Origin of the sequence: Sphingomonas asaccharolytica NBRC 15499 (assembly GCF_001598355.1) — a bacterium.
GTDB lineage: Bacteria > Pseudomonadota > Alphaproteobacteria > Sphingomonadales > Sphingomonadaceae > Sphingomonas > Sphingomonas asaccharolytica.
Genome location: NZ_BCYU01000017.1, coordinates 1 through 23538 on the forward strand (window position 1 = coordinate 1; position 23538 = coordinate 23538).

At 63.3% G+C, this 23538-nt stretch carries 29 protein-coding genes; 26 read left to right on the forward strand and 3 right to left on the reverse strand.

From position 1 onward, the window contains the following. The 10 genes from SAS01S_RS22745 to SAS01S_RS06600 form a co-directional block, all read left to right on the forward strand. Positions 1 to 216 (forward strand): hypothetical protein (locus SAS01S_RS22745; RefSeq protein WP_218016260.1); only part of this gene is annotated, 216 nt, incomplete at its 5' end. A gap of 96 nt (positions 217 to 312) precedes the next feature. Continuing rightward, positions 313 to 507: a hypothetical protein gene (locus tag SAS01S_RS06560; RefSeq protein ID WP_066806407.1), complete on the forward strand. Its 195-nt coding sequence runs from the start codon at positions 313 to 315 to the stop codon at positions 505 to 507. Positions 508 to 511: 4 nt separating this feature from the next. Next, the gene (locus tag SAS01S_RS06565; RefSeq protein ID WP_066806409.1) at positions 512 to 1072 is read left to right on the forward strand and encodes a head-tail connector protein; all 561 of its coding nucleotides are present in this window, start codon (positions 512 to 514) and stop codon (positions 1070 to 1072) included. After that, positions 1069 to 1557 (forward strand): hypothetical protein, encoded by a 489-nt coding sequence (locus SAS01S_RS06570; RefSeq protein ID WP_218016261.1) that lies wholly within the window; start codon positions 1069 to 1071, stop codon positions 1555 to 1557. Before SAS01S_RS06565 ends, SAS01S_RS06570 begins: the two co-directional genes overlap by 4 nt. Continuing rightward, the gene (locus tag SAS01S_RS06575) at positions 1554 to 1985 is read left to right on the forward strand and encodes a hypothetical protein (protein ID WP_066806411.1); all 432 of its coding nucleotides are present in this window, start codon (positions 1554 to 1556) and stop codon (positions 1983 to 1985) included. The genes SAS01S_RS06570 and SAS01S_RS06575 overlap by 4 nt, the downstream gene beginning before the upstream one ends. Before the next feature lie 17 nt (positions 1986 to 2002). Next, on the forward strand, positions 2003 to 2236 hold the full coding sequence (locus SAS01S_RS06580; protein ID WP_066806413.1) for a hypothetical protein: 234 nt from the start codon (positions 2003 to 2005) through the stop codon (positions 2234 to 2236). A gap of 68 nt (positions 2237 to 2304) precedes the next feature. Continuing rightward, positions 2305 to 3066 (forward strand): hypothetical protein, encoded by a 762-nt coding sequence (locus tag SAS01S_RS06585; RefSeq protein WP_157082691.1) that lies wholly within the window; start codon positions 2305 to 2307, stop codon positions 3064 to 3066. 1 nt (position 3067) lies between these two features. Continuing rightward, positions 3068 to 3442: a hypothetical protein gene (locus tag SAS01S_RS06590; RefSeq protein WP_066806417.1), complete on the forward strand. Its 375-nt coding sequence runs from the start codon at positions 3068 to 3070 to the stop codon at positions 3440 to 3442. Between the two features lie 53 nt (positions 3443 to 3495). Next, positions 3496 to 3753, forward strand: a complete 258-nt coding sequence (locus tag SAS01S_RS06595; RefSeq protein ID WP_066806418.1) for a hypothetical protein — start codon at positions 3496 to 3498, stop codon at positions 3751 to 3753. After that, entirely contained in the window at positions 3750 to 6407 is a 2658-nt protein-coding gene (locus SAS01S_RS06600; RefSeq protein ID WP_066806421.1) for a phage tail tape measure protein, read from the forward strand. Before SAS01S_RS06595 ends, SAS01S_RS06600 begins: the two co-directional genes overlap by 4 nt. Positions 6408 to 6444: 37 nt before the next feature. On the opposite strand, the gene SAS01S_RS06605 is transcribed toward SAS01S_RS06600, so the two are convergent. Next, a complete protein-coding gene (locus SAS01S_RS06605) occupies positions 6445 to 7563 on the reverse strand; it encodes a hypothetical protein (RefSeq protein ID WP_218016262.1) in 1119 nt (372 codons plus the stop codon). 263 nt (positions 7564 to 7826) lie between these two features. Between SAS01S_RS06605 and SAS01S_RS06610 the strand changes: the two genes are divergently transcribed. From SAS01S_RS06610 to SAS01S_RS06635, 6 genes are read left to right on the forward strand one after another with little or no spacing between them, the layout of a single operon-like run. Further along, positions 7827 to 8483, forward strand: a complete 657-nt coding sequence (locus SAS01S_RS06610) for a DUF2460 domain-containing protein (protein ID WP_066806425.1) — start codon at positions 7827 to 7829, stop codon at positions 8481 to 8483. Between the two features lie 2 nt (positions 8484 to 8485). After that, entirely contained in the window at positions 8486 to 9352 is an 867-nt protein-coding gene (locus SAS01S_RS06615; protein WP_066806427.1) for a DUF2163 domain-containing protein, read from the forward strand. Then, the gene (locus SAS01S_RS06620) at positions 9349 to 9777 is read left to right on the forward strand and encodes a C40 family peptidase (protein WP_066806428.1); all 429 of its coding nucleotides are present in this window, start codon (positions 9349 to 9351) and stop codon (positions 9775 to 9777) included. The genes SAS01S_RS06615 and SAS01S_RS06620 overlap by 4 nt, the downstream gene beginning before the upstream one ends. Further along, the gene (locus SAS01S_RS06625) at positions 9777 to 12713 is read left to right on the forward strand and encodes a phage tail protein (RefSeq protein WP_066806429.1); all 2937 of its coding nucleotides are present in this window, start codon (positions 9777 to 9779) and stop codon (positions 12711 to 12713) included. Before SAS01S_RS06620 ends, SAS01S_RS06625 begins: the two co-directional genes overlap by 1 nt. 36 nt (positions 12714 to 12749) lie before the next feature. Continuing rightward, complete coding sequence (locus tag SAS01S_RS06630) at positions 12750 to 14876, forward strand: hypothetical protein (RefSeq protein ID WP_066806430.1); 2127 nt, start codon at positions 12750 to 12752, stop codon at positions 14874 to 14876. Then, positions 14873 to 15820, forward strand: a complete 948-nt coding sequence (locus SAS01S_RS06635; RefSeq protein WP_066806431.1) for a hypothetical protein — start codon at positions 14873 to 14875, stop codon at positions 15818 to 15820. The genes SAS01S_RS06630 and SAS01S_RS06635 overlap by 4 nt, the downstream gene beginning before the upstream one ends. Positions 15821 to 15828: 8 nt before the next feature. On the opposite strand, the gene SAS01S_RS06640 is transcribed toward SAS01S_RS06635, so the two are convergent. Next, positions 15829 to 16899, reverse strand: a complete 1071-nt coding sequence (locus SAS01S_RS06640) for an acyltransferase family protein (RefSeq protein ID WP_157082693.1) — start codon at positions 16897 to 16899, stop codon at positions 15829 to 15831. A gap of 363 nt (positions 16900 to 17262) precedes the next feature. On the opposite strand from SAS01S_RS06640, the gene SAS01S_RS06645 reads away from it, so the two are divergent. Genes SAS01S_RS06645 through SAS01S_RS06670 form a run of 6 tightly spaced genes read left to right on the forward strand, consistent with a single transcriptional unit; the run spans position 17263 to position 19447 of the window. Continuing rightward, positions 17263 to 17523, forward strand: a complete 261-nt coding sequence (locus SAS01S_RS06645; protein WP_157082694.1) for a hypothetical protein — start codon at positions 17263 to 17265, stop codon at positions 17521 to 17523. Next, entirely contained in the window at positions 17523 to 17771 is a 249-nt protein-coding gene (locus SAS01S_RS06650) for a hypothetical protein (RefSeq protein WP_066806435.1), read from the forward strand. The genes SAS01S_RS06645 and SAS01S_RS06650 overlap by 1 nt, the downstream gene beginning before the upstream one ends. A 33-nt stretch (positions 17772 to 17804) precedes the next feature. After that, complete coding sequence (locus SAS01S_RS06655; protein ID WP_157082695.1) at positions 17805 to 18083, forward strand: DUF7940 domain-containing protein; 279 nt, start codon at positions 17805 to 17807, stop codon at positions 18081 to 18083. After that, positions 18083 to 18748: a glycosyl hydrolase 108 family protein gene (locus SAS01S_RS06660; RefSeq protein ID WP_066806439.1), complete on the forward strand. Its 666-nt coding sequence runs from the start codon at positions 18083 to 18085 to the stop codon at positions 18746 to 18748. The genes SAS01S_RS06655 and SAS01S_RS06660 overlap by 1 nt, the downstream gene beginning before the upstream one ends. Then, positions 18748 to 19206, forward strand: a complete 459-nt coding sequence (locus SAS01S_RS06665; protein ID WP_066806441.1) for a hypothetical protein — start codon at positions 18748 to 18750, stop codon at positions 19204 to 19206. The genes SAS01S_RS06660 and SAS01S_RS06665 overlap by 1 nt, the downstream gene beginning before the upstream one ends. After that, on the forward strand, positions 19193 to 19447 hold the full coding sequence (locus SAS01S_RS06670) for a hypothetical protein (RefSeq protein WP_169804908.1): 255 nt from the start codon (positions 19193 to 19195) through the stop codon (positions 19445 to 19447). Before SAS01S_RS06665 ends, SAS01S_RS06670 begins: the two co-directional genes overlap by 14 nt. Before the next feature lie 79 nt (positions 19448 to 19526). Here SAS01S_RS06670 and SAS01S_RS06675 read toward each other — a convergent pair whose 3' ends face one another. Then, on the reverse strand, positions 19527 to 20081 hold the full coding sequence (locus tag SAS01S_RS06675) for an FMN-dependent NADH-azoreductase (RefSeq protein WP_066806445.1): 555 nt from the start codon (positions 20079 to 20081) through the stop codon (positions 19527 to 19529). A gap of 136 nt (positions 20082 to 20217) precedes the next feature. Here SAS01S_RS06675 and SAS01S_RS06680 point away from each other — a divergent pair, with 136 nt between their 5' ends. The 4 genes from SAS01S_RS06680 (at position 20218) to SAS01S_RS06695 (ending at position 23529) form a co-directional block, all read left to right on the forward strand. After that, positions 20218 to 20604 carry a winged helix-turn-helix transcriptional regulator gene (locus tag SAS01S_RS06680; protein WP_245656770.1) on the forward strand — a complete coding sequence of 129 codons (387 nt, stop codon included), beginning with the start codon at positions 20218 to 20220 and terminating at the stop codon, positions 20602 to 20604. 133 nt (positions 20605 to 20737) lie between these two features. Then, positions 20738 to 21460 (forward strand): helix-turn-helix domain-containing protein, encoded by a 723-nt coding sequence (locus SAS01S_RS06685; protein WP_157082697.1) that lies wholly within the window; start codon positions 20738 to 20740, stop codon positions 21458 to 21460. Positions 21461 to 21642: 182 nt separating this feature from the next. Beyond that, positions 21643 to 22779, forward strand: coding sequence for an SET domain-containing protein-lysine N-methyltransferase (locus tag SAS01S_RS06690; protein WP_066806451.1), 1137 nt, complete (start codon positions 21643 to 21645; stop codon positions 22777 to 22779). A 78-nt stretch (positions 22780 to 22857) separates the two neighbouring features. Next, positions 22858 to 23529, forward strand: a complete 672-nt coding sequence (locus SAS01S_RS06695) for a hypothetical protein (RefSeq protein ID WP_066806453.1) — start codon at positions 22858 to 22860, stop codon at positions 23527 to 23529. Positions 23530 to 23538: the final 9 nt, after the last annotated feature.

The following is a 23538-nucleotide window of genomic DNA, read 5'->3' on the forward strand; positions in this document are numbered from 1 at the left end:
GCGGGGACGATCCTGGGCTGGGCCGGCGACCTGCCGGTCCAATACCAATCGAGCGAGGTGCCCAATGTCGCGGAGATGAAGGTGCGCCGCGATTACTACCAGATCGACTGGCCGATCACGACGCGTGCCGAGATGTCGGGCGTCTATGTCGAGGAGACGCTGGCGGTCTATGCGCCGTTCGCGATGGGCGTGATCGCCAATATCGCCAACGGCTGATCCTTCTCCTCCGCGGGCGCCCACCCCTTCCCCGGGCTTTCCTGGCCCCGCCGCGATGACCGGCGGGGCCTTTTCATTTTCCGAGAGGAGACGCCGATGGCCGACAATGCTTCCCCGCGCCGTGCGCCCAAAGCGGCGGCGGCTGACACCGTCACGATGCTCCATGAGGATGGCAACGGGTGTAGCTGGCGCGGGCAATCGTTCGCGGCGGATGCCAACGGCGTCGTGACGGTGCCGATCGCAGCGGCGGCCGAGCTGCTCGATCACGGTTTCAGCTTCGTGGGCCGATGACGTCATGGCGTCGGGCGACCTCACCAACCTGTCGGCGGTCAAACGCTGGCTTAACATTTCGAGCGACAATGACGACGCGCTGCTGACCGATCTGGTCACCCAGGTGTCGGCGTTCGTCGAGAACACTATCCAGCGTAAGGTCCTGACGGCGACGCATGTCGAAACCTATCGCGGGACCGGCGGATCCCGGTTCCTGCTGAGGAACTGGCCGGTCCAATCGGTGACCTCGGTCGAATGGGGCGAGACGCGGATCGACACTGCGGTCGATGCGATCGGCAACGCATCCGGGGTTGCGACCGATGGGCGCAGCTTGATCCTGGTTGGATCGCGAACGCCGTACGATCGGCCGGTGCGAGTGACGTATGTCGCGGGATATGATTCCGTCCCGGCCGATCTAATGCTGGCGGTGACTGAGCTGGTTGGCGAAGCCTATTCGGCCCGCACGCATATCGGCGAGACCAGCCATGCAAGTTCGGGCGCGACTACCGTCGCGTTCAGCCGCGAGGCGATGCACCAGGCAGTGCTGGCACGGCTCAACAATTACATGCTGGCGGCGCCATTATGAGCGTGACGCTGGATGCGGAGGCGTTGAGTGCCGGACTCGATCGTCTGTCGTCGCAGATATCGGCGGCGGTCGAGGCCAAGGTGACGGCGGCGACCGCCGAACTGCAGCGGCATGTGATCGACGACAAGCTTCACGGCCAGATGCTGAACGCGCGTACCGGCAGGCTGGCGAACGCGGTCGAGCGCAGGGTCGAGGCCAAGGGCGACAGCATCCTCGGCGAAGTATTCGTCAACGATAGCGTGCCTTACGCTGCGATCCTGGAGCATGGTGGCAGCACGTCGCCGCACGACATCGTCCCCGACAAGGCCAAGGCATTTGCCTTCGTGGCGGGCGGCAAGCACGTCTTCGCGCGGGTGGTCCACCATCCCGGATCCCGCATTCCGGCGCGGCCCTATCTGGCCGGCGCGCTGAGTGATGAGACCGACGAGATCGCAGCTGCGCTGAAATTGACGGCGATAACCGCCGCACAGGAGGCGATCGGATGACCATTCGCAATGAGGTGTTCGACGCACTCCTTGCACTCGCGGACGTGCGTTGGGGCAATGACGAAGCTTTCGTCGAGCGATCCCGCCGGCTCAAGATGTGGGACAAGGCGCCCGCGCCCGGGCTGTACCAGATCGAGGGTACCGAGACGCTTGCCTCGCTCGACGGGCAGCTCGACAAGCATAGCCTGCACGCGAGCTGGATCATCTATCACCGCGGCGGCAAGGACCAAGCGGCAACTCCCGCGGAAACCAGCAACGCGATCCTCGACGCGATCGAGGCGGCGTTTCGCCCCGCGCTACCCGGTGCGCGGCAGACGCTCGGCGGGCTTGCCTACCGGGCATATATCGACGGCACGATCCACAAGGACAATGGCGACCTGGACGGTCAGGCCATGCTGATCGTCCCCATCACCATCATCCTTCCTTGACGACAACGGAGAAACCAATGGCACGATCGCAATCCGCCGCGGCCGATACCGACCCCCTGATGCCGACGGCAGACGGCGATACGGCGACCTCACCTTCGCTGCTGCGCTTCGCGGCACCGGCTCATGTCAGCGCGATCACGCTGTCAACCGAGCGCGAAATCCATGTCGAGGACGGCGTGCTTGCCGTGCCGGACGACCTGAGTGACGACGAGCGGCGCCAGATCACGCGCGCGGGTTTCACTGCCGTCTAGTTACAGATCACTTTCAAGGACGAACGCCAATGCTCGCGTCTTGCGGGCTTTTTTATTGGAGAATTGGCATGGCCATGTACAATTTCGGTGCCGGAGTGCTGTGGGGCACGCCGACCTTTGACGCGACGGGCGCGGCAATCGCCAACCCCACGCCGCTGATGCTGGCGGTGACGCAGGAAGTCTCGATCGACATCAGCGGCGACATCAAGGAGTTGTATGGCTCCAATCAGTTCCCGGTCGCGGTCGGCCGGGGCAAGATGAAGATCACCGGCAAGGCCAAATATGGCCAGTTCAACGGCGCGGTGATGAACAGCCTTTTCTTCGGCCAGACGGTAACATCGAGCCTGTACAGCATCGTCAACGACGTCACCGGCGCGACGATCCCGGCGACACCATTCACGATCACGCCGACCGTGCCAGGCAGCGGCACCTGGGCGGGCGATCTGGGCGTGCGCGACGCCACCGGCAACCCGATGACGCGCGTTGCTTCCGCCCCCACCGCCGGGCAGTATAGCGTCACCACCGGGGCGTATCTGTTCGCAGCCGCCGATACCGGCAAGCTGGTCTTCATCAACTACAGCTACACCGCGACGTCCACGGTCGCGAAGACCTCGGTCGTGCAGAACATCCAGATGGGCCAGGCGCCCACTTTCCGCGCCGATTTCTTCAATCAGCTTGGCGGCAACGGCCTGGCATTGACCCTGTTCGCTTGCGTCTCGAATAAGCTCGCGCTGCAGACCAAGGTCGATGACTTCATGATCCCGGAACTCGATTTCTCGGCATTCGCCGATCCGTCGGGCAACGTGCTGAAATGGGGGTCGGCGCAGTAATATGGCGACCATCCATATCCTAGGGCGCGATTTCGCGATCGCGCCTTACAAACTCGGCGAACTGCGCCGAGCCGCACCGTTTATCGACAATATCCAGCGTAAGACCGACGGCAACGGATCGCTGTCCGATCTAATGGACTCGGCGGTCGACCTGCTCAACGTGCTGTCGATCGGATTGGCCAAAATCGATCCGACGCTGACCGCCGACTATCTGGAGGCGAACGTGTCGATGGACGAGTTCGTCGGACTGCAGACCGCTTTCCTGGACCTGAGCGAGGAATCGGGACTCAAGCGCAAGGGGGAAGCGACGGCTCCCACGGAAACGGCACCGGCGGGAGCCTCGAGCACGGACTTGCCGAGCTCGTCCACGAGCTGATCGCTGCCGGAATCGAAGGCGGGTCGAAGGCCGCGATCGAACGCGATTGGGGGTTGGCCGATGTCGAGGCCCAGCACCAGACCTGGCGGCGGACCGGCCCGCCGCTCAATATCGCCGCGGTCGCGATCGCACGCGCGCTGGGAGTCGACCTGATCCCGAGCAAGGACCGTAGCTCGGCCGAGACACGTGAACTTTCGCCGACCCAGCCAACGCTTGCACGGCTTTCCGCCGAGGTCGCGATGCCCGTCGCCGGCGGCGACACGGCGGCAGCGTCGCGTGCGATACTCCAGAGACTGAAGGACATGTCATGAGCGATACCGTCTCCATTCGGATCTCGGCCGACACATCCGGAGTCGAGGCGGGTATACAGGAGGTCCGCGGCGACCTGGGCGAGCTGAAGAGCACGGTCCAGGGCGCCGCGGACAGCATGACCGAAGGCTTTGCCGGGATGCGCGGCGCGGTCGAGCACAGCACCCAATCGATGGATGCGTTGACCGCGAGCATGCGGGGACTGAAGCCGCAGGAGGTCGTGAGCGGCCTGAACGAAATGGCCAGCGCACTGCGAGAAAACAGCGCGGCGTTGCAGGAAATGGCGGCCAAGTCCGGTGAGGGCAAAAGCGGGTTCGGCAAGCTGGTCGAAGGGATTAAGGGCGCCAAGGAGATGGCGGGCAGCCTGATCGAGGTCGGCAAGCAGGCGGCCGAGGCGATCATCGCGATGGGCGAATCGTCCGAGAAGGTGACCGTGCTCTCCAAGGAGCTCGGCATGTCGACCCACCAGGTGCAATTGCTGCAGGGGATGGCGAAGGCGACCGGAACCGACTTTACAAAATTGTCGCAGAGCACGGCGACGCTCGACAAGAATTTCAGCAAAAGCCCCGACACGTTCAAAAAGCTTGGGATCGACATCAAGGCCGGGTCGGATCAGATGACGATCCTGACCACGGTCGCCGACAAGTTCGCCAAAACCGCCGATGGCCCGCAAAAGACCGCGATGGCGATCAAGCTGATGGGTCAGGCAGGCGCAGAGGCCATCCCGTTCCTGAACCAGGGCGGCGCGGCGATTTCTAATCTGGCGCAGAAGACCGAATCTTATGGTGCCGCCAACGACCGGGCAATCGAGCGGGGCACCAAGCTGGGCGAATCGGTCAATGAGGCGCAGCTTACCTGGACGGGTATGGGTAATGTGCTGACCGATGCGCTGGCGCCGGTGCTGACTGAAATCGTCAATAGCTTCACCGGCTTAGTCAAAGCCTGTATCGACAGCTATAATTCGGGCGGCATAGTCGCCGGGATCTTCCAGGTAATCGTCCAGGTGATCGAGCGTGTCGGCATCGTGATCAACGCGCTGGCGGGCATCTTTCAGGCATTGTGGAGCGCGGTCGTCGATATCGTTGGGGCGCTGGTCAGCGACATCAGCGACGCGTTCGGGGTGAAAACGCCGAATGCGACTCAGATGGCGGAAACCGCGCTCAACCTGTTCAAGGACGCCTGGGAGATCCTGAACGACAGCGTGACGATCGTCATCGAGGTGCTCAAGGCCGCGATTATCCTGTTCATCGACCGGCTCACGATGATGGGCACGATCGCACGCGACGTATTCACGTTGAATTGGGGCGCGATCGAAGGCGACTGGCAATCGGGGCTCGACCGCATTCAGAAGCATGCGACGGAGACGGCAGCCAAGATCAAGGCCGTCTATGCCGACCTGGCGAAGACGGTGGCGGCAGCGGCCAACGGGCAAGCCGTGCCCGGCCCGACCGGGACCGGCGGAATCGCGCGCCTGCCCGGCACGGATGGCGGCAACATAGGCGGTAATGGTAGCGGAAAGGGGCATACGTCCAACTCTGGCGGCGGCGGTAGTACGCGCCGGACCGCCGTCGGCGGGAGCGGCAGCAAAGCCTCCCCCGTTTCCGACGAGAAAGCCAAGGACGCCGGACAGGCCGATGCGAAGATCGTTGCCTCGGCGAGCAAGACCGCCGCCGAGGTGAGCAAGATCGACGATAAGGCGATCCAGGACTTTGAAAAGAACCAACAGGAGCGCGTCGAGGCCGTCCAGAAATCGGGCGAATTCCTGGTCCAGATGGGTGTCAAAACCCAAGGCCAATTGCTGCAGGAAGAAATCAAGACCGAGCAGGCCCGTATGGGTATTGAGGAGAAGTTTTTCGAGGACGAGCAGAAGCTCTATCTGAAGGATTCGGCGGACTGGAAGGCGCTGCAGAAAAAGAAGGAAGATGCGGTCAAGACCTCCAAGGGGAAGATCGCCGACCTTGAGCGCAAGGCGCTGCTCGAGCGTACGCAAATCGAGCGCCAGGCGATCAATGCGACCGCGCAGCTATGGGGCCAGAACATCTCCAAGCTGCTCACTTTCCAGCAGTCCTTCGCGACTACGCTCCAGAATCTCTACAAGGGGATGGTCGGCATCTTGTCCGACGCGCTCGCGCAGATCATTCAGAAATGGTTGGTGCAGCATCTTTCCGCACTGTTGCTGGGCGGAGCGGCGAGCAAGACGGCGGCAGCCGGTGAGATTTCCGGCAATGCCGCCGTCGCGGGATCAGGCGCCTATGCTGCCACGGCAGCCATCCCTGTCGTCGGACCAGGCCTCGCGCCCGCGGCAGCGGCGACCGCGTATTCCGCGGCGATGTCGTTCATTTCCACTCTGGCCATCCCCAGCGGGGCCGGCGGCATCTGGGATGTCGATGGCGGACTGACCATGCTGCACGAGCGGGAAATGGTCCTTCCCGCCTGGGCGGCGCAACCGTTGCGGTCGATGCTGGGGGGCGCCGCCAATTCGAACGCACCCGCTGCGGCGAATGACGCGTCTTCGGCGGGCGGCGGTTACCATTATCACGACCATAGCGCGCGTGGCCTGACTGAGAGCCAGATCATCGCCAACCGCAACGCCTTCGCCAAGGCGATGAAAATGGCTCACCGCGAGGGTAAGCTGGGCTTCTCCCTTCCGGGCTGACGACAGGCGCGATGCTTCGGCTGCTGACCGGATCGCGTCACAATCGGAATGTCAGCACGGCTCCGCCGTAAGATCCGGTCGAGCGGGAGTATCCGCTGATGGAGGTGACGTGCATGGTCACGCCGCAGATTTTGGTGTCACCAGAGATTGATGACGAACGGCGAGAGTTACGGTAGCCGAGATCGACACGGTCCGAACTCGATTCCTGCCTCTGGACGGCGTCGTAGCGTCGATAGAAGGCAATGCGATCGGTTCCTATGCAGGCGGGGCCGAGTACAGCCGTTGCCAATTGGAAAACATGGGTCTTATCCCACTCGGCCTCCGTTTGGGCCAGGAGTGGGTTTTCTTTGAGATCGAAATCCACGCTGTCGACATGCTCGCCGTCGCTAAGCCCGATTTTGGCGCCGACCATGCTGTCGTTGAGAAGATAGCGATCCTTTGGATTGAATTTAATCAGGAAATCCATCGTCGCGGGCATCGTCCGGCCGTTGATGTCGCGCTGGACCGGCCCCGGCAGTTTGAAACCACCAGCCATCCACAGGGGCGGCGTCGTCAGGGTGAAGCTAAAGCTGAGGCTCGCGAGGCAGGTAACCGCATCGGCGCCGAGACACCTCCTACTCTGTGGGTCAGCCCGCAATTGGACGATCCGCGCCTTGATGGCGGCGACCGCTGCAGCATCGGCTTTCTTGTCCTGATTGTTCGCCGGCGCGGGCGACGCGGTTCCGATCGCCACCATTGCCAACAATGCCGCGGCGGGCCGGATCCCGACCCTTCCTGCTGCACCTTTCGATGCCAACCAAGCCTTCGTACCGCCGATCTTGCTTGGCCTCCGCTGATTTGCCGCGGACACGCATTGGGTGTCAGGATCGATGCGATGGTCAGCTGTCCGAGATGACTGGCAGACAGGCCGGATCAGGTCGTAAAAAGGAAATTGCATTGGCGGCAGGCCGTCGGCTTGCGACCAGTCAACAGGATCAGCAGACCGATAGGAAAGAACAGGATTGCCACCGCGATCTTGAGGAAGCCGAAGCCCGCGCGCGGCGTCGCGCTGCGGCATTGCGGACAAGAAATCTGAGCCATTGGAATATTCCCCCCTTTGGTTTCCTGTTGCGTGAATTGGGTTGCCGCCGTCAACATCGAAAATCACGAACGTCATCGCGCACATCCTTGAAACGATGTCGGAATTGTCGGTTGCTAGGCTAGCGATACGCGATCGCCGCGCAAGATGTCAGACCGGTCGATAGCTCCAATTTGGATGCGATTGTCGGCGCCGGTTGCGGATTTCGGGGGTGATCAATGTGTGGCCGGCACAGGCGCAGCAAGCGCCGATCCGCGGCCGCATCTGCGCCACCGCGGCCGTGGCACCTTCCCTACCGATCCCCGCGGCGATCCGCGCAGCCCATTCGATTGGAGACGAGATTGCCCACGCTCTACCTGCCGACACGCTGGCTCGTCACATCCGATCCGTCGATCGACGACCCAGACGTGTTCCCGACGCTGATCGGGCAGTCGTTCCTGGTCGCGAAGACGCCGACTTGGGCGACCAAGATCGCGACGGCATCGTCGGGACGCGAGCGGCGGCGCAAGACCTGGTCCTATCCACGGTGGCAGTTCAAGGTATCGTACGAGGTGTTGCGCGACCTCCCCGCCACGCCCGACCTCGAGAGACTGGCGGCGTTCTTCCTGCTGCACGGCGGACAATATCAGGAATTCTTCTTCTTCGACCCTGGCGACAACACCGTCGCGGCGCAGCGGTTCGGAATCGGAGACGGGGTAACGACCAAGTTCCAGCTCGTTCGGAGCATGGCGTTCGGTAGCGCGACCTTTTCCGAACCGGTCGGCGGTGTGCTTGGAACGCCGACCGTGTTCGCCGACACTGCCCCAGTTGCGAGCTTCACGGTCGGTCCGCGAGGATCGATCACGTTCACCAGCGCGCCCGCGGCCGGAAAAGTGCTGACCTGGACCGGGCGCTTCATGTTCGCCTGCCGCTTCGACGACGACGCGCTCGAGCTCAACCAGATGATGCAGAGCCTGTGGTCGCAGGACGGGCTCTCCTTCACCACCACCAAGGCCTGACCATGAAAACTGCATCGCCTGCGCTGATCACCCTGCTCAACAGCGGCGCGGATTTCCAGATGGTCGACCTGTGGACGATTACGCTGGTCGGCGGCGCCGTCATCAGATGGTCGGGCGGTGACGTCCCGATCGCGTCGGGCGGTCACGTCTATGCACTTGGCCCGATGATCGAGCGGCAGGATATCAGCGAGAAGATCGGGCTCGACGTGGCGATCGTCGACATGGCGATCACCGCGAATCCGGACGATCTGATCAATGGCGTGCCGATCATCCCGTTCATCCGGGGGCATGGGTTCGATGGCGCCAATGTCCGGCTGGATCGCGCCTTCCTGACCGATTGGAACCTGCCGGTGGTGGGCACGGTGCTGAGGTTTTCGGGGCGCGTCACCGCGATCAGCGCGATCACCGGCGACGGCGCGACGATCACGGTGTCGTCGTGGACCGTGCTGCTCAACGCCAACATGCCGGCCAACCTCTATCAAGCGGCCTGCCTGCATGCGGTCTATGACGCCGGCTGCGCGCTCAATCCGGCGGCCTTCGCGGTGACCGGCATTGTCGGCGCGTCACCGGCCCCGACCCTCACAATGTTCGACACCAGCCTGACGCCACCGGCCAATGATTTCGCCCAAGGGCGGATCGTGTTCACGTCGGGGCCGAACACCGGCATCTCGGCGACGATCATGGCGAACGATACGGCGGGCCTGTTCCAGCTCGTCTCTCCCCTCCCCGCGCTGCCGGTCGCGGGCAACACCTTCACCGCCTATCCCGGCTGCGATCTGACGCAGAGCCGGTGTTCGGTCCGCTTCAACAATCTCGGGCGGTTCAAGGCAACGCCGTACGTCCCGGTGCCGGAGACCGCGTTCGGATGACGCGCGACGATGTGGTGCGCGAGGCACTCGGCTGGGAAGGAACGCCGTATCATCACCGGGCACGACTGCGCGGCGTCGGGGTCGACTGCGCGATGCTGCCGGCGGCGGTATATGAAGCGGTGGGACTGATCCCGCGGGTCGAACCCGATTACTCGCCGCAATGGATGCTGCATCGCGACGAGGAGCAGTTCCTGGGCTGGATCACGCGGTTCGCGCGAGAGATCCCGCGCGAGGCGGTCGGGCCCGGCGATCTCGCGATCTGGAAGTACGGCCGCTGCTATTCGCATGCGGCGATCGTCATCGACCTGCCCGAAGTGCTGCACGCCGTGATCCGCGGCGGCGGCGTCGTGCGCGGCAATGTCGATCGCGACGAGGAGCTGCGCTCCCGGCCGGTCAAGTTCTTCACCCTGTTCGAGGATCAATGATGGGCGGCAAGTCTACCTCGACCACATCACCGAAGCTCAACGGGCTGCAGGTCCAATCGTCAACCCTGGGCCTGCCCATCTCGCTTGGCTGGGGCCGGGGCCGGATGAAGTGCAATCTCATCTGGTACAACGCTTTCACCGCAATCCCGCACACGACCAAGACCAGTGCCGGCAAGGGCCTGGGCGGCGGTTCCAAGAACACGACCTATACCTATACCGCGTCGATCATCTTGGGCATCTGCGAGGGCGGCGCGAGCGGCATTCAAGGTATCCGCACGATCTACAAGGACACGGCGGTGTTGACGACGCTATCGGCCGCCGGGCTGAGCCTGGCAACGGGCGCGGCGACCCAGCCGGTCTGGGGCTATCTGACGTCCAAATTCCCCGCTCAGGCAATCAATTATTCGGGCATCGCCTATGTCTATGCCCAGGATTACGATCTTGCCGACAGCGCCACTCTGTCGAACCACAGTTTCGAGATCGACTTTGCCACCCAGCTCGGGGGCGGCGTGTGCGACGCCGATCCGAAGGACATCATCACCGACTTCCTGACCAATGCAGCCTATGGCGTCCCGATGTGGGGATCGGGTCTGATCGGCGATCTGTCCGATTATTCGCTTTATTGCCGCGCCAACAACCTGCTGCTTTCGCCAATGCTCGAATCGCAGTCGAGCGCGGCGTCGATCCTGGAGGAATGGCTGACCGCGACCAACGCGGCGGTCTTTTGGTCGGAAGGGATGCTCAAGATCCGGCCGTATGGCGATGCCGCGGCAACGGGCAATTCGGTGACCTGGGCGCCGAACCTGACCCCGGTATACGACCTGACGGAAGACGATCTGGTAGTCGACGACGGCGGCAACGCCGTCTCGATCGAAATCGTCGACCAGTCCGACGCCTATAACATCGTCCAGTTCGAGTTCCTGGATCGCAGCCAGCAATATAATGTCGGCATCGCGACCGCCCAGGATCTCGACAACATCGTCACCTATGGCCGGCGCAAGCAGGATCCGACCACGGTCCATTGCATCTGCGATGCGGCAATCGCCCGGAAGGCGGTCCAGCTATACGGCCAGCGTGTGCTCTACACGCGGGAGAAATACACCTTCAAGCTGCCGTGGAATTTCGCGTTGCTCGAGCCGACCGATCTGGTGACGCTGACGACGACGACCGATTCACTGTTGCTCAATCGCGTGCTGGTGCGGATCACCGAGATTGGCGAGGATGCCGACGGACTCCTGTCGATCACCGCGGAGGGCGTGCCGGTCGGAACCGCGTCTGCCGCGCTCTACGCTTCGCATTCGAGCGGACCGGACCGGCAGCCCAATGCAGCGGATACTCCGGGCTCGGTTTCGACGCCTGCCCTCATCAACGCGCCAACCTCGCTCACCAACGGCGATCCGGAGATATGGTGCGCGGTCGCATCGCCGTCGCCGAATTGGGGTGGCTGCGAGGTCTGGGTCAGCGTCGATAACGTCACCTATTCCCGCGCGGGCACGGTCAACGGCCCTGCGCGCCACGGCGTGCTGACGGCGGCGCTGGCTAATCATGCCGATCCCGACACAGCGAACACGATAGCGGTCGATCTCACCGCTTCACGCGGCGAACTCGGCTCGGCGACGGCCGCCGAGGCCAATGCCGGCGGTTCGCTGTGCATTGTCGGCGACGAGTTAGTCACTTATCAAACCGCGACGCTGACCGGCACCGGCACCTATAACCTAACTACCTTGCGCCGCGGATTCGCGGGCACGTTGCCGGCGAGCCATGCCGTCGGCCAGCGCTTCATCCGGCTCGACGATGCCGTGTTCAAGTTCAGCTATGCCAGCCTCAACGTCGGATCGACGATCTACGTCAAGTTCCCGTCGTTCAATGTCTTCGGCCTGGAACTCCAGGATATATCGACGCTGTCGCCTTACACGGTGTCGCTCACGCCCTCGACAGCGCTTCCCGACCGGGTAACCGGCCTCGCGCTTGCCCATGGCTGGGACGGCAGTTCGCTGTCAGTCGTGTGCGATCCTTCGACGCGGGCCGTGACCTATAAATTTCGCTTTTATCTGGCCGACCGAACCACGCTCAAGCGCGAGATCGTGACCTCCACCCCGGCGGCCACTTATACGTCCGCGCTGGCGGCACAGGATGGCGTGAGCCGGGTTTATCATGTCGAGGTCCTCGCCTCGAACGCGGCCGGTGACGCGCCGCCGTCATCCTGGCTCGTCGTCACCAACAATGCTCCGCCCGCGGTGTCGTCGCCGGCGGCGACTGGCGGCACGACCAACGGCACGATGACCTGCACCGCCTCGGCCGACCCGGACCTCGCCGGCTATGTCATGTTCTATTCGTCGACCAGCGGGTTCAATCCCTCTACCTCGGGCGGGGTGCTGTCGGCCGGCATTCCGTCGATCACGGTCTATGGGTTGTCGGCCGGCACCTATTATGGCCGCATCGCCGCCTATGATGGCTGGACGGCCGACCCGGCGTTTCTCAATTTGTCGGCCGAGCAAACCTTCACGATCTCCACGGGCGGTGGCAGTTCACCGGGCGGGGGCGGCGATGGCGGGGGCGGTTATAACGGCCGCTGCGTCATCGACTCAGCGCTGATCCTGATGGCCGACGCCGGGCGCTCCGGACCGGGAATCCAGAAGCCGGCGTCGATGGTCGAGGTGGGCGACTGGGTCTGGACGCGACACGAAGTCACGCAGGCGTGGGGCGCTTATCCGGTGACCGCGATTTCGTTCTCGCTCGATCCGGTGTTCCATGCCGAGGGCTATCCCCAGGCAACGCCACGTCACCGTTTCTGGCTCGACCGCTGGGTAATGATGGAAGAAATCGGTGTCGCCGCCGGCGAAGCGCGCGTCGCCAAGATCACCGTCGGCGATGCCCATACCTACGTGTCCGATGGCGTGCTGTCGCACAATTACAAAGTGCAGCCGACGCTGTAGCCCCCCCTCACCCCGCAGCCCCGAAAGGCCGCTCCGATGCAATATTACGAGTTCATCGCCTCCCGTGGCGACACGGGGGCCGTGTTGCCGCTCGCCAAGGTTACCGTTTTTCTGGCGGGTACGACGACGTTGGCATCGATCTTCGACAATACCGGTGCCGGCCTGACCAATCCGATGACGGCGGCGATATCCGGGCTGGTGGGATTCGCGGCGGCCAACGGCGCCTATGACGTGCAGATCGCGTCGGCGGACGGCTCGTATCTGGCGCCCAAGGTGCATGATTTGCAGCTGTACGACCTGTCGCAATTGGACGCGCAGGTAGCAGCGGTCACGGCGGCAACGACCGCTCCAGGGCTTCTCGCCGTAGCGGCAGACCTGGCCCTCGGCGCGGCAAGCAAGATCGGAACGGTGGCTGCGGATCTGTTGAGCGGCGCCAGCAATATAGCGGTAGTCGCGGCTGACCTGGCCCTGGGCGGCGCGTCGCTGATTAGGCAGGCGATCTCGAGTGCGACAGCGGCGGCGTCTTCCGCCGCGGCCGCTGCGGCGAGTGCGGCCTCGATTGGGTGGTTCTTCCGCGGCCCCGCTGGTTTCGCTCTAACTGATACGGCGGGCTATCGCTGGCTCAACATCTCGCTGACCGACATCAAGCACGCCGCGATCGACCTGATCAAATCGCGACTGGCGGCTCTAGAAGCCTATGCTGCCAAGCTGCCGCTGATCGGCACGACGGGCTTTGCCTCTTGGGCGCTCACGGACAGCAATGGATATAACTGGTTCCGGGCGACGCCAACGACGCTGCAGCACAAGGTCATCGACTCGATGTCGAACCGGATCGTGGCGGCCCTTCGCGGGCCTGCTGACCCGTCGATCGCGAATATGCGCATCATTGCGGAGCGCATCGGCCTGCATATGTCCGGCGAATCTCTGTCGCTTGGGCACGGCTCACCCGTCGTAACCATGGGCACAAGCACAACATCGGACATGTTCGGCAATGCCGTCCTGACGAAGGCAAGTATCGTGCCCGACGATATCAACGACATCTCGAGCTCGTCAGATCCCGATTTGATTGCTAACCGTGCGGCGCTCACGCCGGCGATTGAAACCAGCTACGGCTCCGATGCCGATGACTGGACCAGTCACGGCGAAACTCCGCTCACGGGCTGCGCGCAGATGATCGTGCAGCTCCTCAAGGACGAAGACGGCATCGACTTCCTCGGGTCGGGCATGCGCTTCCTGCTCGCCGATGATGGACGCAACGGTGGCAGCATCACCACCGAAGACGAAACTCTGACCGGCCTAACCGCGCAACGCGTCTATGCCAGTTTTGGACAGGCCCAGGCTCTCTATTCGGCGATCGGCAAGTCGTACGCCCCTGCAGCGCAAATGATCGTCACCGGGACGAACGACAACGCCTCCGACAGTACGAATTATCCAGGCGGCGCTGACGCGAAGTGGTTCTACACGCGGGCCCAGACCGTCCAGATGCAGCGCCAAGCGAAGGCGATCGCCTTAAAGCTCGTCAGTCCGAACGCACGCCTACCGCTCCTCATGGGTCAAACCGCGACCCACACTAACCCGGCTTTCAATGCTCCGATCCCGCACATCGCACTGGACCAGTTGCAGCTCGCGATCGACCACCCCGAGTTCATCCTCGCGTGCATCCAGTATGCGGTGCAGAACGGCGTCAACGACGTCCACATGACTGGCGCCGGCAGTAAGCAAATGGGAGCCTATTTCGGCTGGCACCTTAAGCGGCTGATGTTCGATGGCCAGCGTATCGGGCCGATGGTACCGACCTTCACGGCGCAGAACTCACAAATCGTGGCGACTTTTCCGATCCGTCCCCGCCACGCGATTGCAGGCGGTCTGACGGTCGCCGACACGACGGTTCTCACGAACTGGGGCGTCGCCGCAGTCGATGCCGGCGGTGCCGCGCAAGTACTCAGCAATCCTCGCGTGGTCGCCCGCGATCGTATTATCTGGGATGCGCCCGCGGCCCCCGCCAACACCTGGAAGTTCCGCTGCGGCTACACCGGCAACACCACCAAGGGGTGGACCAACATTGCCGAGACGCGGGCTGACTCCACTTTGATTTTCGATCCGTATGCCCTGCGCCTGCCGATGTATCGCTGGCTGCCTATTTGTGAGGTGCCCCTAACATGAGAGTTGCAATTCCCTTCACTGGTGTCGACGCGTCGGGATTCGGTTATGGGCGCACTCGGAGCTGCCCGACCTTTGGCGCAGGCTATGCCGCCTATATGTTCGGCACGTCGATCAACGATACGCCGACCGTCAACCTATTCACTGGCGCCAACGATGGCCGGTTGGTGGGTGCGCCAGGTGCCGTCGGCCTAGTCGGCGGCCCGATGGCGACCGCGTTTTCCGGAGCCATCACCGGCGGCAACCTGCTAACCGTCACAGGAACCGTGACGGGCGATCCTCTCGCGGTCGGCCAATCAATTGAATTGGCCACTGGCGCGGGTGGTAGCCTCGGTGTCATCTCGTCGCTCGGCACCGGAACCGGCAGCGCTGGCACCTACAACCTCAACGGGGGCGTCAACACGCCTTCCAGCTCAATGCGCGCCTTCACTCGCTTTTTCGAGGTGCCCGGCTTCGCGCGCGACATCTTCAACGTCAGCAGCGCGCTCACGCTGCTCGCCATTTACAAGTCCGCGATCAATCAGGGCATCCTGACGGATGATACAAACGGTGGCTCATTGGGCATGCTAGTACCTGGCTCTTTCGAGGTACAAACCTTCGGCCGCGACAGTGTGGGTACCGTCGTCAATGTCTCGACCAGTTCCGGCTTCGCCAACGGCGGAACTGCCTGGAGTATGGGAGTGTCCGAGTACAACACAACGACCGCCCAGGGTTTCATCCAACGCACAGGTTCCGCACGCAGCGCGTCGGCCTTCGCGACGACACGGACTGCCAACCCAATAGGCAACACCACGCGCAAGTTGCGTACACACCTCTACACCTCCACGACGCCCGGCGCGACGATCGCGGGTATCGCCGTCTATACGAAGATGCTGTCGAGCGGAGAAATGGACGACGCCTTCCTGTTCTGGCGCGACCTGTTGGCAGACGTAGGCGAGGTGCTTTAAGGTGCGTGCTAGGTAACCTCCTCGATCACGGAGGGGCGCATACCGATCCGCTTCCTGATCCACTCGCGCATCGGCTCTTCGTACCAGAAAAACAGGATTAGCGACCCGATGATCAGGACCGGGTATTGCAGCGCGACGACAGCCTTCTCCGTCCCCAACCATCGTTCGATAGCGAAATGGACTGGTTGCTGCATCAAATAGAGAGAGTAACTGGCGCCGCCCAGCACCACTAGCCAGCGGGAGCTGAGCGCGCGAGCGAAACGAGATCCTCCATCCCGGGCAACGCACGATATTAACAGCACCGCCGTGGCGGTAGCGAAAGCCGCGATGCGCGGAGAACCGCTAAGCGACAATCCAACGACTAGTGCGAGAGCTGCAATCCACGACGGGATGGGTAAGCGGTTTCCGCGCAAACTGATCTCAGCCGCACAGATTCCAATAACGAATTCAGGCAACCGGAGCAGCGGAACCGGCGTCCAGTGCATCCACGAGAACATAACCTTGTCGTTACCAACCACGGCGGACGCTGCGGTGATGGCGTCGAAGCTCAGCCCGATAAAGATGATAATAGCGAGCCAACGCGTTCCGATGACTACCGCCCAACGCGAAATGAGTGGGAAGCAAAGGTAGAAGAAGAACTCTACCGACAGGGTCCAGCTTGGCATGTTCCAATCCGTCCAGCCGAGCGCGCCGTTGGGTATCCACCAGTGCAGCAGAAGGAATTGTGGGACGTCGCCCAAGCCAGCCATCGTCGTAAATGGCCACATGGCAATGATCGCCAGGAAGTAGACCGGATACAGCCGGGCGAAGCGCGCGACGCTGAACCGTTTTATCTGATCGGTCGTTCTGATCCTGCCGCGATAGGTCAGTTGCAGGATGAATCCTGAGAGCACGAAGAAGAACGTCACCCCCACATAGCCATTCAGTAGCAGGATCTTGACGAAAGAGGGCATATGTCGATTCACCGACACGAACGACGCGCCGGAATGAAAGATCACCACTGCCATCGCGGCGAAAAACCGGATGCTCGTCAGCGGCTTGATCAGGTGGGCTTCGCCCTCACCACTCGTGGATTTCACGACATTCCACACAATAGGAGTGATTGTTCGGTCCAAGCGGATCGCCGCAAATCTGAGGGCATCCTAGCTTTTGGTGACGGAATACCGCTCTACAATACCGCCCTAGTTCACCCGAAATCCATGAAATAGCGCTGCTCATCAGCTCCTACCGCGACCGCTGCGCGTCGTACTTGGTAGCGATCAGTGCGTTGTTCGAGACGCGCGCAAACCGATAAAACGGTGCCGCGAAAACGAGCACGACTGCTGCAATACCTAAGAACCGCCCGCGCTCGCGGACTCGATCATATCGAGACATGATCATCCTCTATCAAAAGCGATGCATTCGTCCACCCCTACCCACGAAAGACCAAGGCCCTAATGACAATGTCGACCAAGTCCGCCCCAGTCTGGCTGGCCTGGCTCCCCGTGGTTACGACGCTTTTCTTGATCGCCGGCTTTCTGTTGAAGACCGGCGGCAAGATCAACGAGCTGGCGGATCACGAACGCCGGCTCACCGCGCTGGAGAATCGGCGCGATACGGACGCCGACAAGCTCGACAAGATCAATGAGCGCACCGCGCGGATCGAGGCGAAGCTCGAGGTGCTCGTCCCCTCTTCCGGCCAAACCAGGACAGGACAACCCTGATGTTCGACCCGGGCTCGATACTCATCCTCTTCGCCCTGGCGTTGATGCTGGTGTCGCCGATCCATGCGACGGTCACGCGGCCACGGGTGAGCGTCACTCTGATCGCGCCGGCGTTGCGTGATTCCTTCGTGCCGCCGGCGCCAGCGCCCGACCTTGCCGAGTTGGCCCGGTGCACCGACAACGCGCTCGCCAGCGACCCGCTGATCCGCGCGACCGCGGCGATTGCCGAGACCTACGACCAAGCCTGACCCCGCGCGGGTCACCCAACACCGGAGGAAACCATGACCCTGCTCCGCAGATGGTGGGCGCCTGTCCGCGCCCGCCTGATCGATGACGTGCGCCTGTGGTGGCGTTTCTGGAGCATGCGCCTGGCGGCGTTGGGGGCGATCGTCACCGCGTCGGCGCAGTGGTTTCCCGACGCGCTCTCGGCCGCGTGGAACGCCATGCCGTACGACATGCGGGCGTATCTTCCCGCACCCCTGCTCCACTCGATCCCCGCGATCCTGTTCGTCGCCGTCATGGTGGCGCGAATGGTGGCGCAGAAGAAGAGCGACGCCTAATGACTGAAGGCGTCGACAACTTCGCGGAAGGTTACGCGGCGGCGCGTGCCGGCTGGGCCAGCAAGGGCGCCATCGCCGCGGCCGTCGCGGTCATCCTTGCCGGCGTCTATGCCGTCGAGGGCGGCTATGTGAACGATGCTCGCGATCCGGGCGGCGCAACGAACTACGGCGTCACCGAACAAGTCGCTCGCGACTATGGGTATCGCGGCGACATGCGCCGGTTCCCGCAGCATTGCGATGGCCCCGCGGCCATTTGTGCCGATGCCGTCTATGTGCGGAGCTACATCGCCGCACCTGGTTATATGCCGCTGGTCGAGATCGAACCCGCGGTTGCCGGCGAGTTGATCGACACCGCGGTCAATATGGGGCCGCGGCGACCCAATCGCTGGTATCGGCTGGCGATGAACGCGCTGGGTGGGGCGCGCCTGCCGGACAGCGCGGCGTCGTTGGGTCCTGTGGATGTCGCGGCATATCGGATGCTCCGGGCAAAGCTTGGCGTCATCCCCGCTTGCACCGCGACGCTCGACGCGCTCGATGTCCGGCAAGCGGCGGAATATCGCCGGCTTGCCGCCGACAATCCCAAGCTCCGGGCCTTCCTCAAGGGATGGATCCGAAACAGGATCGGCAATGTCGATCGCCGATCTTGCGGCAAGGGAGACGGCTGATGGCCTTTCTGATCGCCATCGCGCTCGGCTGGAAATGGCCCGGCTGGGCCGCTCGCCTGTTCGGCTGGATCGTACCGGTCCTGGTCGCGATCGCAGCCGTCGGCGCCATGATCGGGCTGATCTATCGTCAGGGCGAAACCGCCGGCCGGACCAGAACCGAGGCGCGGGCCGATAAGGCACGCGCCAAGACCGTCGCCGTCGCGCGCGCCGACGAACGCCAGGCACAGGCGACCGTCGATGCCATCGGCAAGCGTGTCGCGACCGAAGACGACCAGACATCCATTCTCGTCCGAACCAAGATCAGGGAGATGCACGATGCGCTCGATGCGACGCCGGGCACGGTTAATGGCGACCCTCGTTCCGCTGTTCCTGTCGACGCTGGCAGCGTGCGGGACCACCTCAACGCTCTCATCGTCGATGCGGATCGATCGGCCGATGCTGCCGATGCCGAGCGCTGAGACGACCAGGACCGAGCGCCTGCCTACCCTGACCGGGAAGAAATCGGGCGAGCTGATGCTGATCGACAAGGGCGAATATGGCGAGCAGCTCGACTTGCTGGCCGAAGCGATTGGCGCGGTGGCACGCCTCAACAACCGGCAAGGCGCGCGCAACGCCTATGACCGGTGCGTCAAAGCGATCTTCGAAACGGGGAAGGTGCCGGCGACCTGCCCGACCGATCCTGGGTCCGGATCGCCGTAACGTCGCTGAATGATGCAGCTAAGCCGAGCCGCCTTCCCTTCGGGGAAGGCGGCTTTTTTTGTGTCCGCGGGAGCGGCGCTTATGCAGCGATCGCGGTCGCTTCGATCTTCGCATCCTCGAGGGCCTTGGCCCGCGCATCAGGCCCCATCGCGATCCCCTCCGCGCGAATAAAGGCGATGTCGGTCACGCCCAGGAACTCGAAGAAGCCGCGGAGATAAGTCTCCTGATGGTCGAGCCAGGTCCGTCCGGTGTCGGACCCGTAAAAGCCGCCACGCGCCGAGGCGATGATCAGCTTGCGTCCGCCGGCCAGTCCTTCCGCGCCCTTCTCGGAATAGCGGAATGTCGTGCCGGCGATCGCCAGGCGGTCCATCCAGGCTTTCAGGTTGGAGGGAATGCTGAAATTATACATCGGCGCGCCGATCACGACGATGTCGGCGGCAAGGAACTCGTCGGCGAGCGACGTGTCGCCGAGATCGCCCAAGGTCACATGTCCAAGCGGATCCAAAGCTAGGTCGCGACGCCGGATTTCGGCATCGGGATGAAGCGCGCTCAACCTGGCGATCGCCGCCTCTCCGATCGAGCGGGTGACGCTGTTTTCCGCGGTGATGCTGCTGTCGACATGAAGGATGATCATGGTGCCTCGCTGGTATTGATTAGTTACTGAGGCACGCTAGATAACTGCGGTCATCCAGGTCGCAAGAAGGCACATTTTTGGCAACGAGGATCATCTTTGTGCCCCGGTATCAACGATGTTACCGAAGGAGCAGGCAGTGAATCCTCATAGTCCGCAATGCCGCGGGGTGACCGGCGTGCTCCAGCGTGTCGGCGACAAATGGAGCATGCTGACGATCAATGCCCTGGCCGACGGGCCGAAGCGGTTCAGCGAGTTGCGGCGCTCGATCGAGGGCATCTCGCAACGGATGTTGACGCTCACCTTGCGCGGGCTGGAGCGAGACGGCCTGGTGACGCGGACGGTGACCCCCAGCATTCCGCCCCGGGTGGATTACGAGCTGACCGAACTCGGCCAATCGCTGCAGCAGCCGGTCGGCGAACTTGCGCGCTGGGCGGTCGATCATCTGACGGTGATCCAGGCCGCGCAACAGCGTTTCGATGTGGCGGCGGACGCGCGCGAGGACGGCAAGCTCAATTGGGATTGAGGTCGCGCGGCATCACGATCGCCTCGCTCACCTTGCCGTCGCGACGATAGCTGATCGGCAGGGACCGGTCACGAGCAGGAACACGGACGATCGCCTTTCTGTCCGGCCACGGGCTGGTATAGGATCGGCAATCATGGGTCCTGAACCGAATTCGCCTGCCTGTTCGTGTTGCGCGCCCCGCGCCGCGCCGCCGGGCCGGATGCGCCACCGGGGAGGCGAAACGCTCCACCGTCATCTTCATGAACAACCCTTTGCCGCGATCGTGCTGGCCGGCGGCTATGTCGAGGCGGGCGATACCGGACGGCATTGCGTTTCGGCCGGCGATGTCCTCGTCCATGGCGCCTTCGAACGCCACCTCGACCGGTTCGACCCGCGCGGCGCCGAAGTGCTGGTACTGCCGTTGAAAGGCCGCTGGCGTGGTCCGGTGCGCGGCCGCGTCGCCGACCCTGACGCGATCGCGCGGCTCGCGGAAAGCGACCTAATCGCGGCACAAGAGTTGCTCGATCGCGATATCGTCGTGAGGGCGTCCAGCGGCATCGACTGGCCCGATCTGCTCGCTGCGGATTTGCTCGCCGCGCCCGACCTGCCGCTCGCGAAATGGGCTAAGCAGCGCGGGCTCCATCCCGCCAGCCTGTCGCGCGGGTTCCGCCAGCAATTCGAGGTCACGCCTGCCCAGTTTCGCCTGATCGCGCGCACGCGGCGAGGGATCGACCGCGTAATCGAGACGGGGACCACCCTGGCGACCATCGCGGTGGCGGAAGGGTTCGCAGACCAGGCGCATATGACGCGGTCGATCATGCGCCAGACGGGGCGATCTCCTCGCGCTCTGCGTAGCGAGCTGGGATTCAGCGGCTAAACCGCCAGCTACATTTCCGCCTAGGCTGCGTTCGATCGGCCACCTTTATGCTTCCGAAAAAAATGGAATCGAACCTCAACCACTTAGCGACTCGCGCTGAATCCTAGGCTTTCGAATAGACGGATTCCTGGCAACATGGTAAATATCGCGTTGCGCATGGTGGACGAGCCGAGTGGGGGTGAATGGTCCAGGTCTTGTTCCTGTTGGCATTGGCCGCGAGTTTCGCGGGCTATGCAGCATATCTGACGGGCCTGAAACGGAATCTGGTTGAGCCCAACCGCGCGTCCTGGCTGATCTGGTCGGCGGCGACGGCGGTCGAGGCATCGACCTATGCCGCGGTGAACCCTGATGGGCTCCAGCGTTGGGTGTTCCTGTTCGCGACCGTCGCCTGCGTCGCGATCACGGTCGCTTTGTGGCGCAGGTCGGCCTGGACTCTGCCGACACGCACCGAAACATTCTGCATCGCGGCCAGCCTTGGCGCCTTGGCAATCTGGGCGATGTTCCGCGACGCTTTCTGGGCGCACATGCTGGTAGTCGCCGCCGTGCCGGTCAGTTTCTGGCCGACCTGGGCCAGCGTTGCCGCCGATCGCGGTCGCGAGCGCTCGCCTGCCTGGGGGCTCTGGACGCTGGGCGACCTCGCCACGTTGATGGTCGCCGCGCGCACGCCGGGGAGTCCGGTCGGCGAATATGCCTATATCCTGGTCGAACTGGCCTGCCATGCGAGCATCTGGTTCATGGTCGGGTTGGCGACTATCAATCCATTGCGCTCGCTGGGCTTCCGCAATGGGCGCTTCTACGTCCTCGATGCGATCCGCACCCCCACTAACCTGTTCGCGGTGAGCGAGAACCATCTCGGCAAGGCAGTATTCGCGGCGGCGGCGTTCGCGGAGGGCGAGCGGCTGATGTCGTTCACCGGGCGCCGCTTCCGCGCCGACCGCATTCCCAGCCTGATGCGCGGACAATCGGACCGGTATGTCCAGGTCACGCCCGACCATTATATGGGGCCCTCGGGGCGGATCGACGATCTGGTCAACCATAGTTGCGCACCCAATGCCGGGCTGCGCTTCACCGATCAGGGCGTATTCCTGGTCGCGATCCGGGATATCGCGCCGGGCGAGGAGATTTGCTGGGATTATTCGACCACGCTGGCGGAATCGAACTGGCACATGATCTGCCAGTGCAGGACGCCCGACTGTCGTCGCGTGATCGGCAATTTCTCGACACTCACTCCAGAGCGGCAAGAATGGTTCCGATCGCGCAATCTGGTCGCGCCCTATCTCCGACGCAAGGATGAGGTCGGCCGCGACCGCGCCGCCTAGACGTCCTCTTGCAGCGCGTCAGGTTCTCCCCACATTCGTCGCCGTTGGTCGCGGGCTCGAAGGAGGGCCGCAACATCCATGAACAGCGTATCGGTCCGCCCTGCCCTGATCGCCAAAGCACCTATCCGCGCCTGGCGCATCGTCGGCGGCGCTTTCCTGCACTTTGCCGTGCCCGCCTATGTCGTAACAGTCGCGGTGGCGACCTTGTTCACGGCGCCGACGGGCGCGCCTCTCGGCGACCTCGCCCATCTGGCGCTAGGGTATAGTGGCTGGTTCCTGGCGGGCTACGCAGCGCTGGCCCTGGCCGCCACCCTTGCCGCTGCCGCGATAGAGCCGCTGGTCGGTGTTCGTCGCGGTCGCCGCAATGCGATCGATCCCAACTGCGCCGCGATCGACTCGCGGCGGCGTGTCACGCGCGCGCTGGCCGATGCGCGATCGCTGCCGGGCGCCGATCTTCGCCGACTCGCCGACGCCCTCGCCTCGCCAAGATGGGACCATGACGACGAGCGGTATCAGGCGCTGTCGCAAGACCTCGAGCAAGTCGTTCACGCAATGACGACAGCGAACAGGACCGCTTCGGACGAGTCCCGACCCGACATCGTCGCGCTCGCGACCCGCTCGTTACAACGGATCGACGACACACTGGGCGGCCTGGCCGCCGAGCGCAGTCGTCTCGACCATGGCGACGCGCGCACGGTAGCTCGCTACGTCGAAAATCGGTACGGACCTTCCGATTTCGCTGGCAGCTAGACTTGGGGA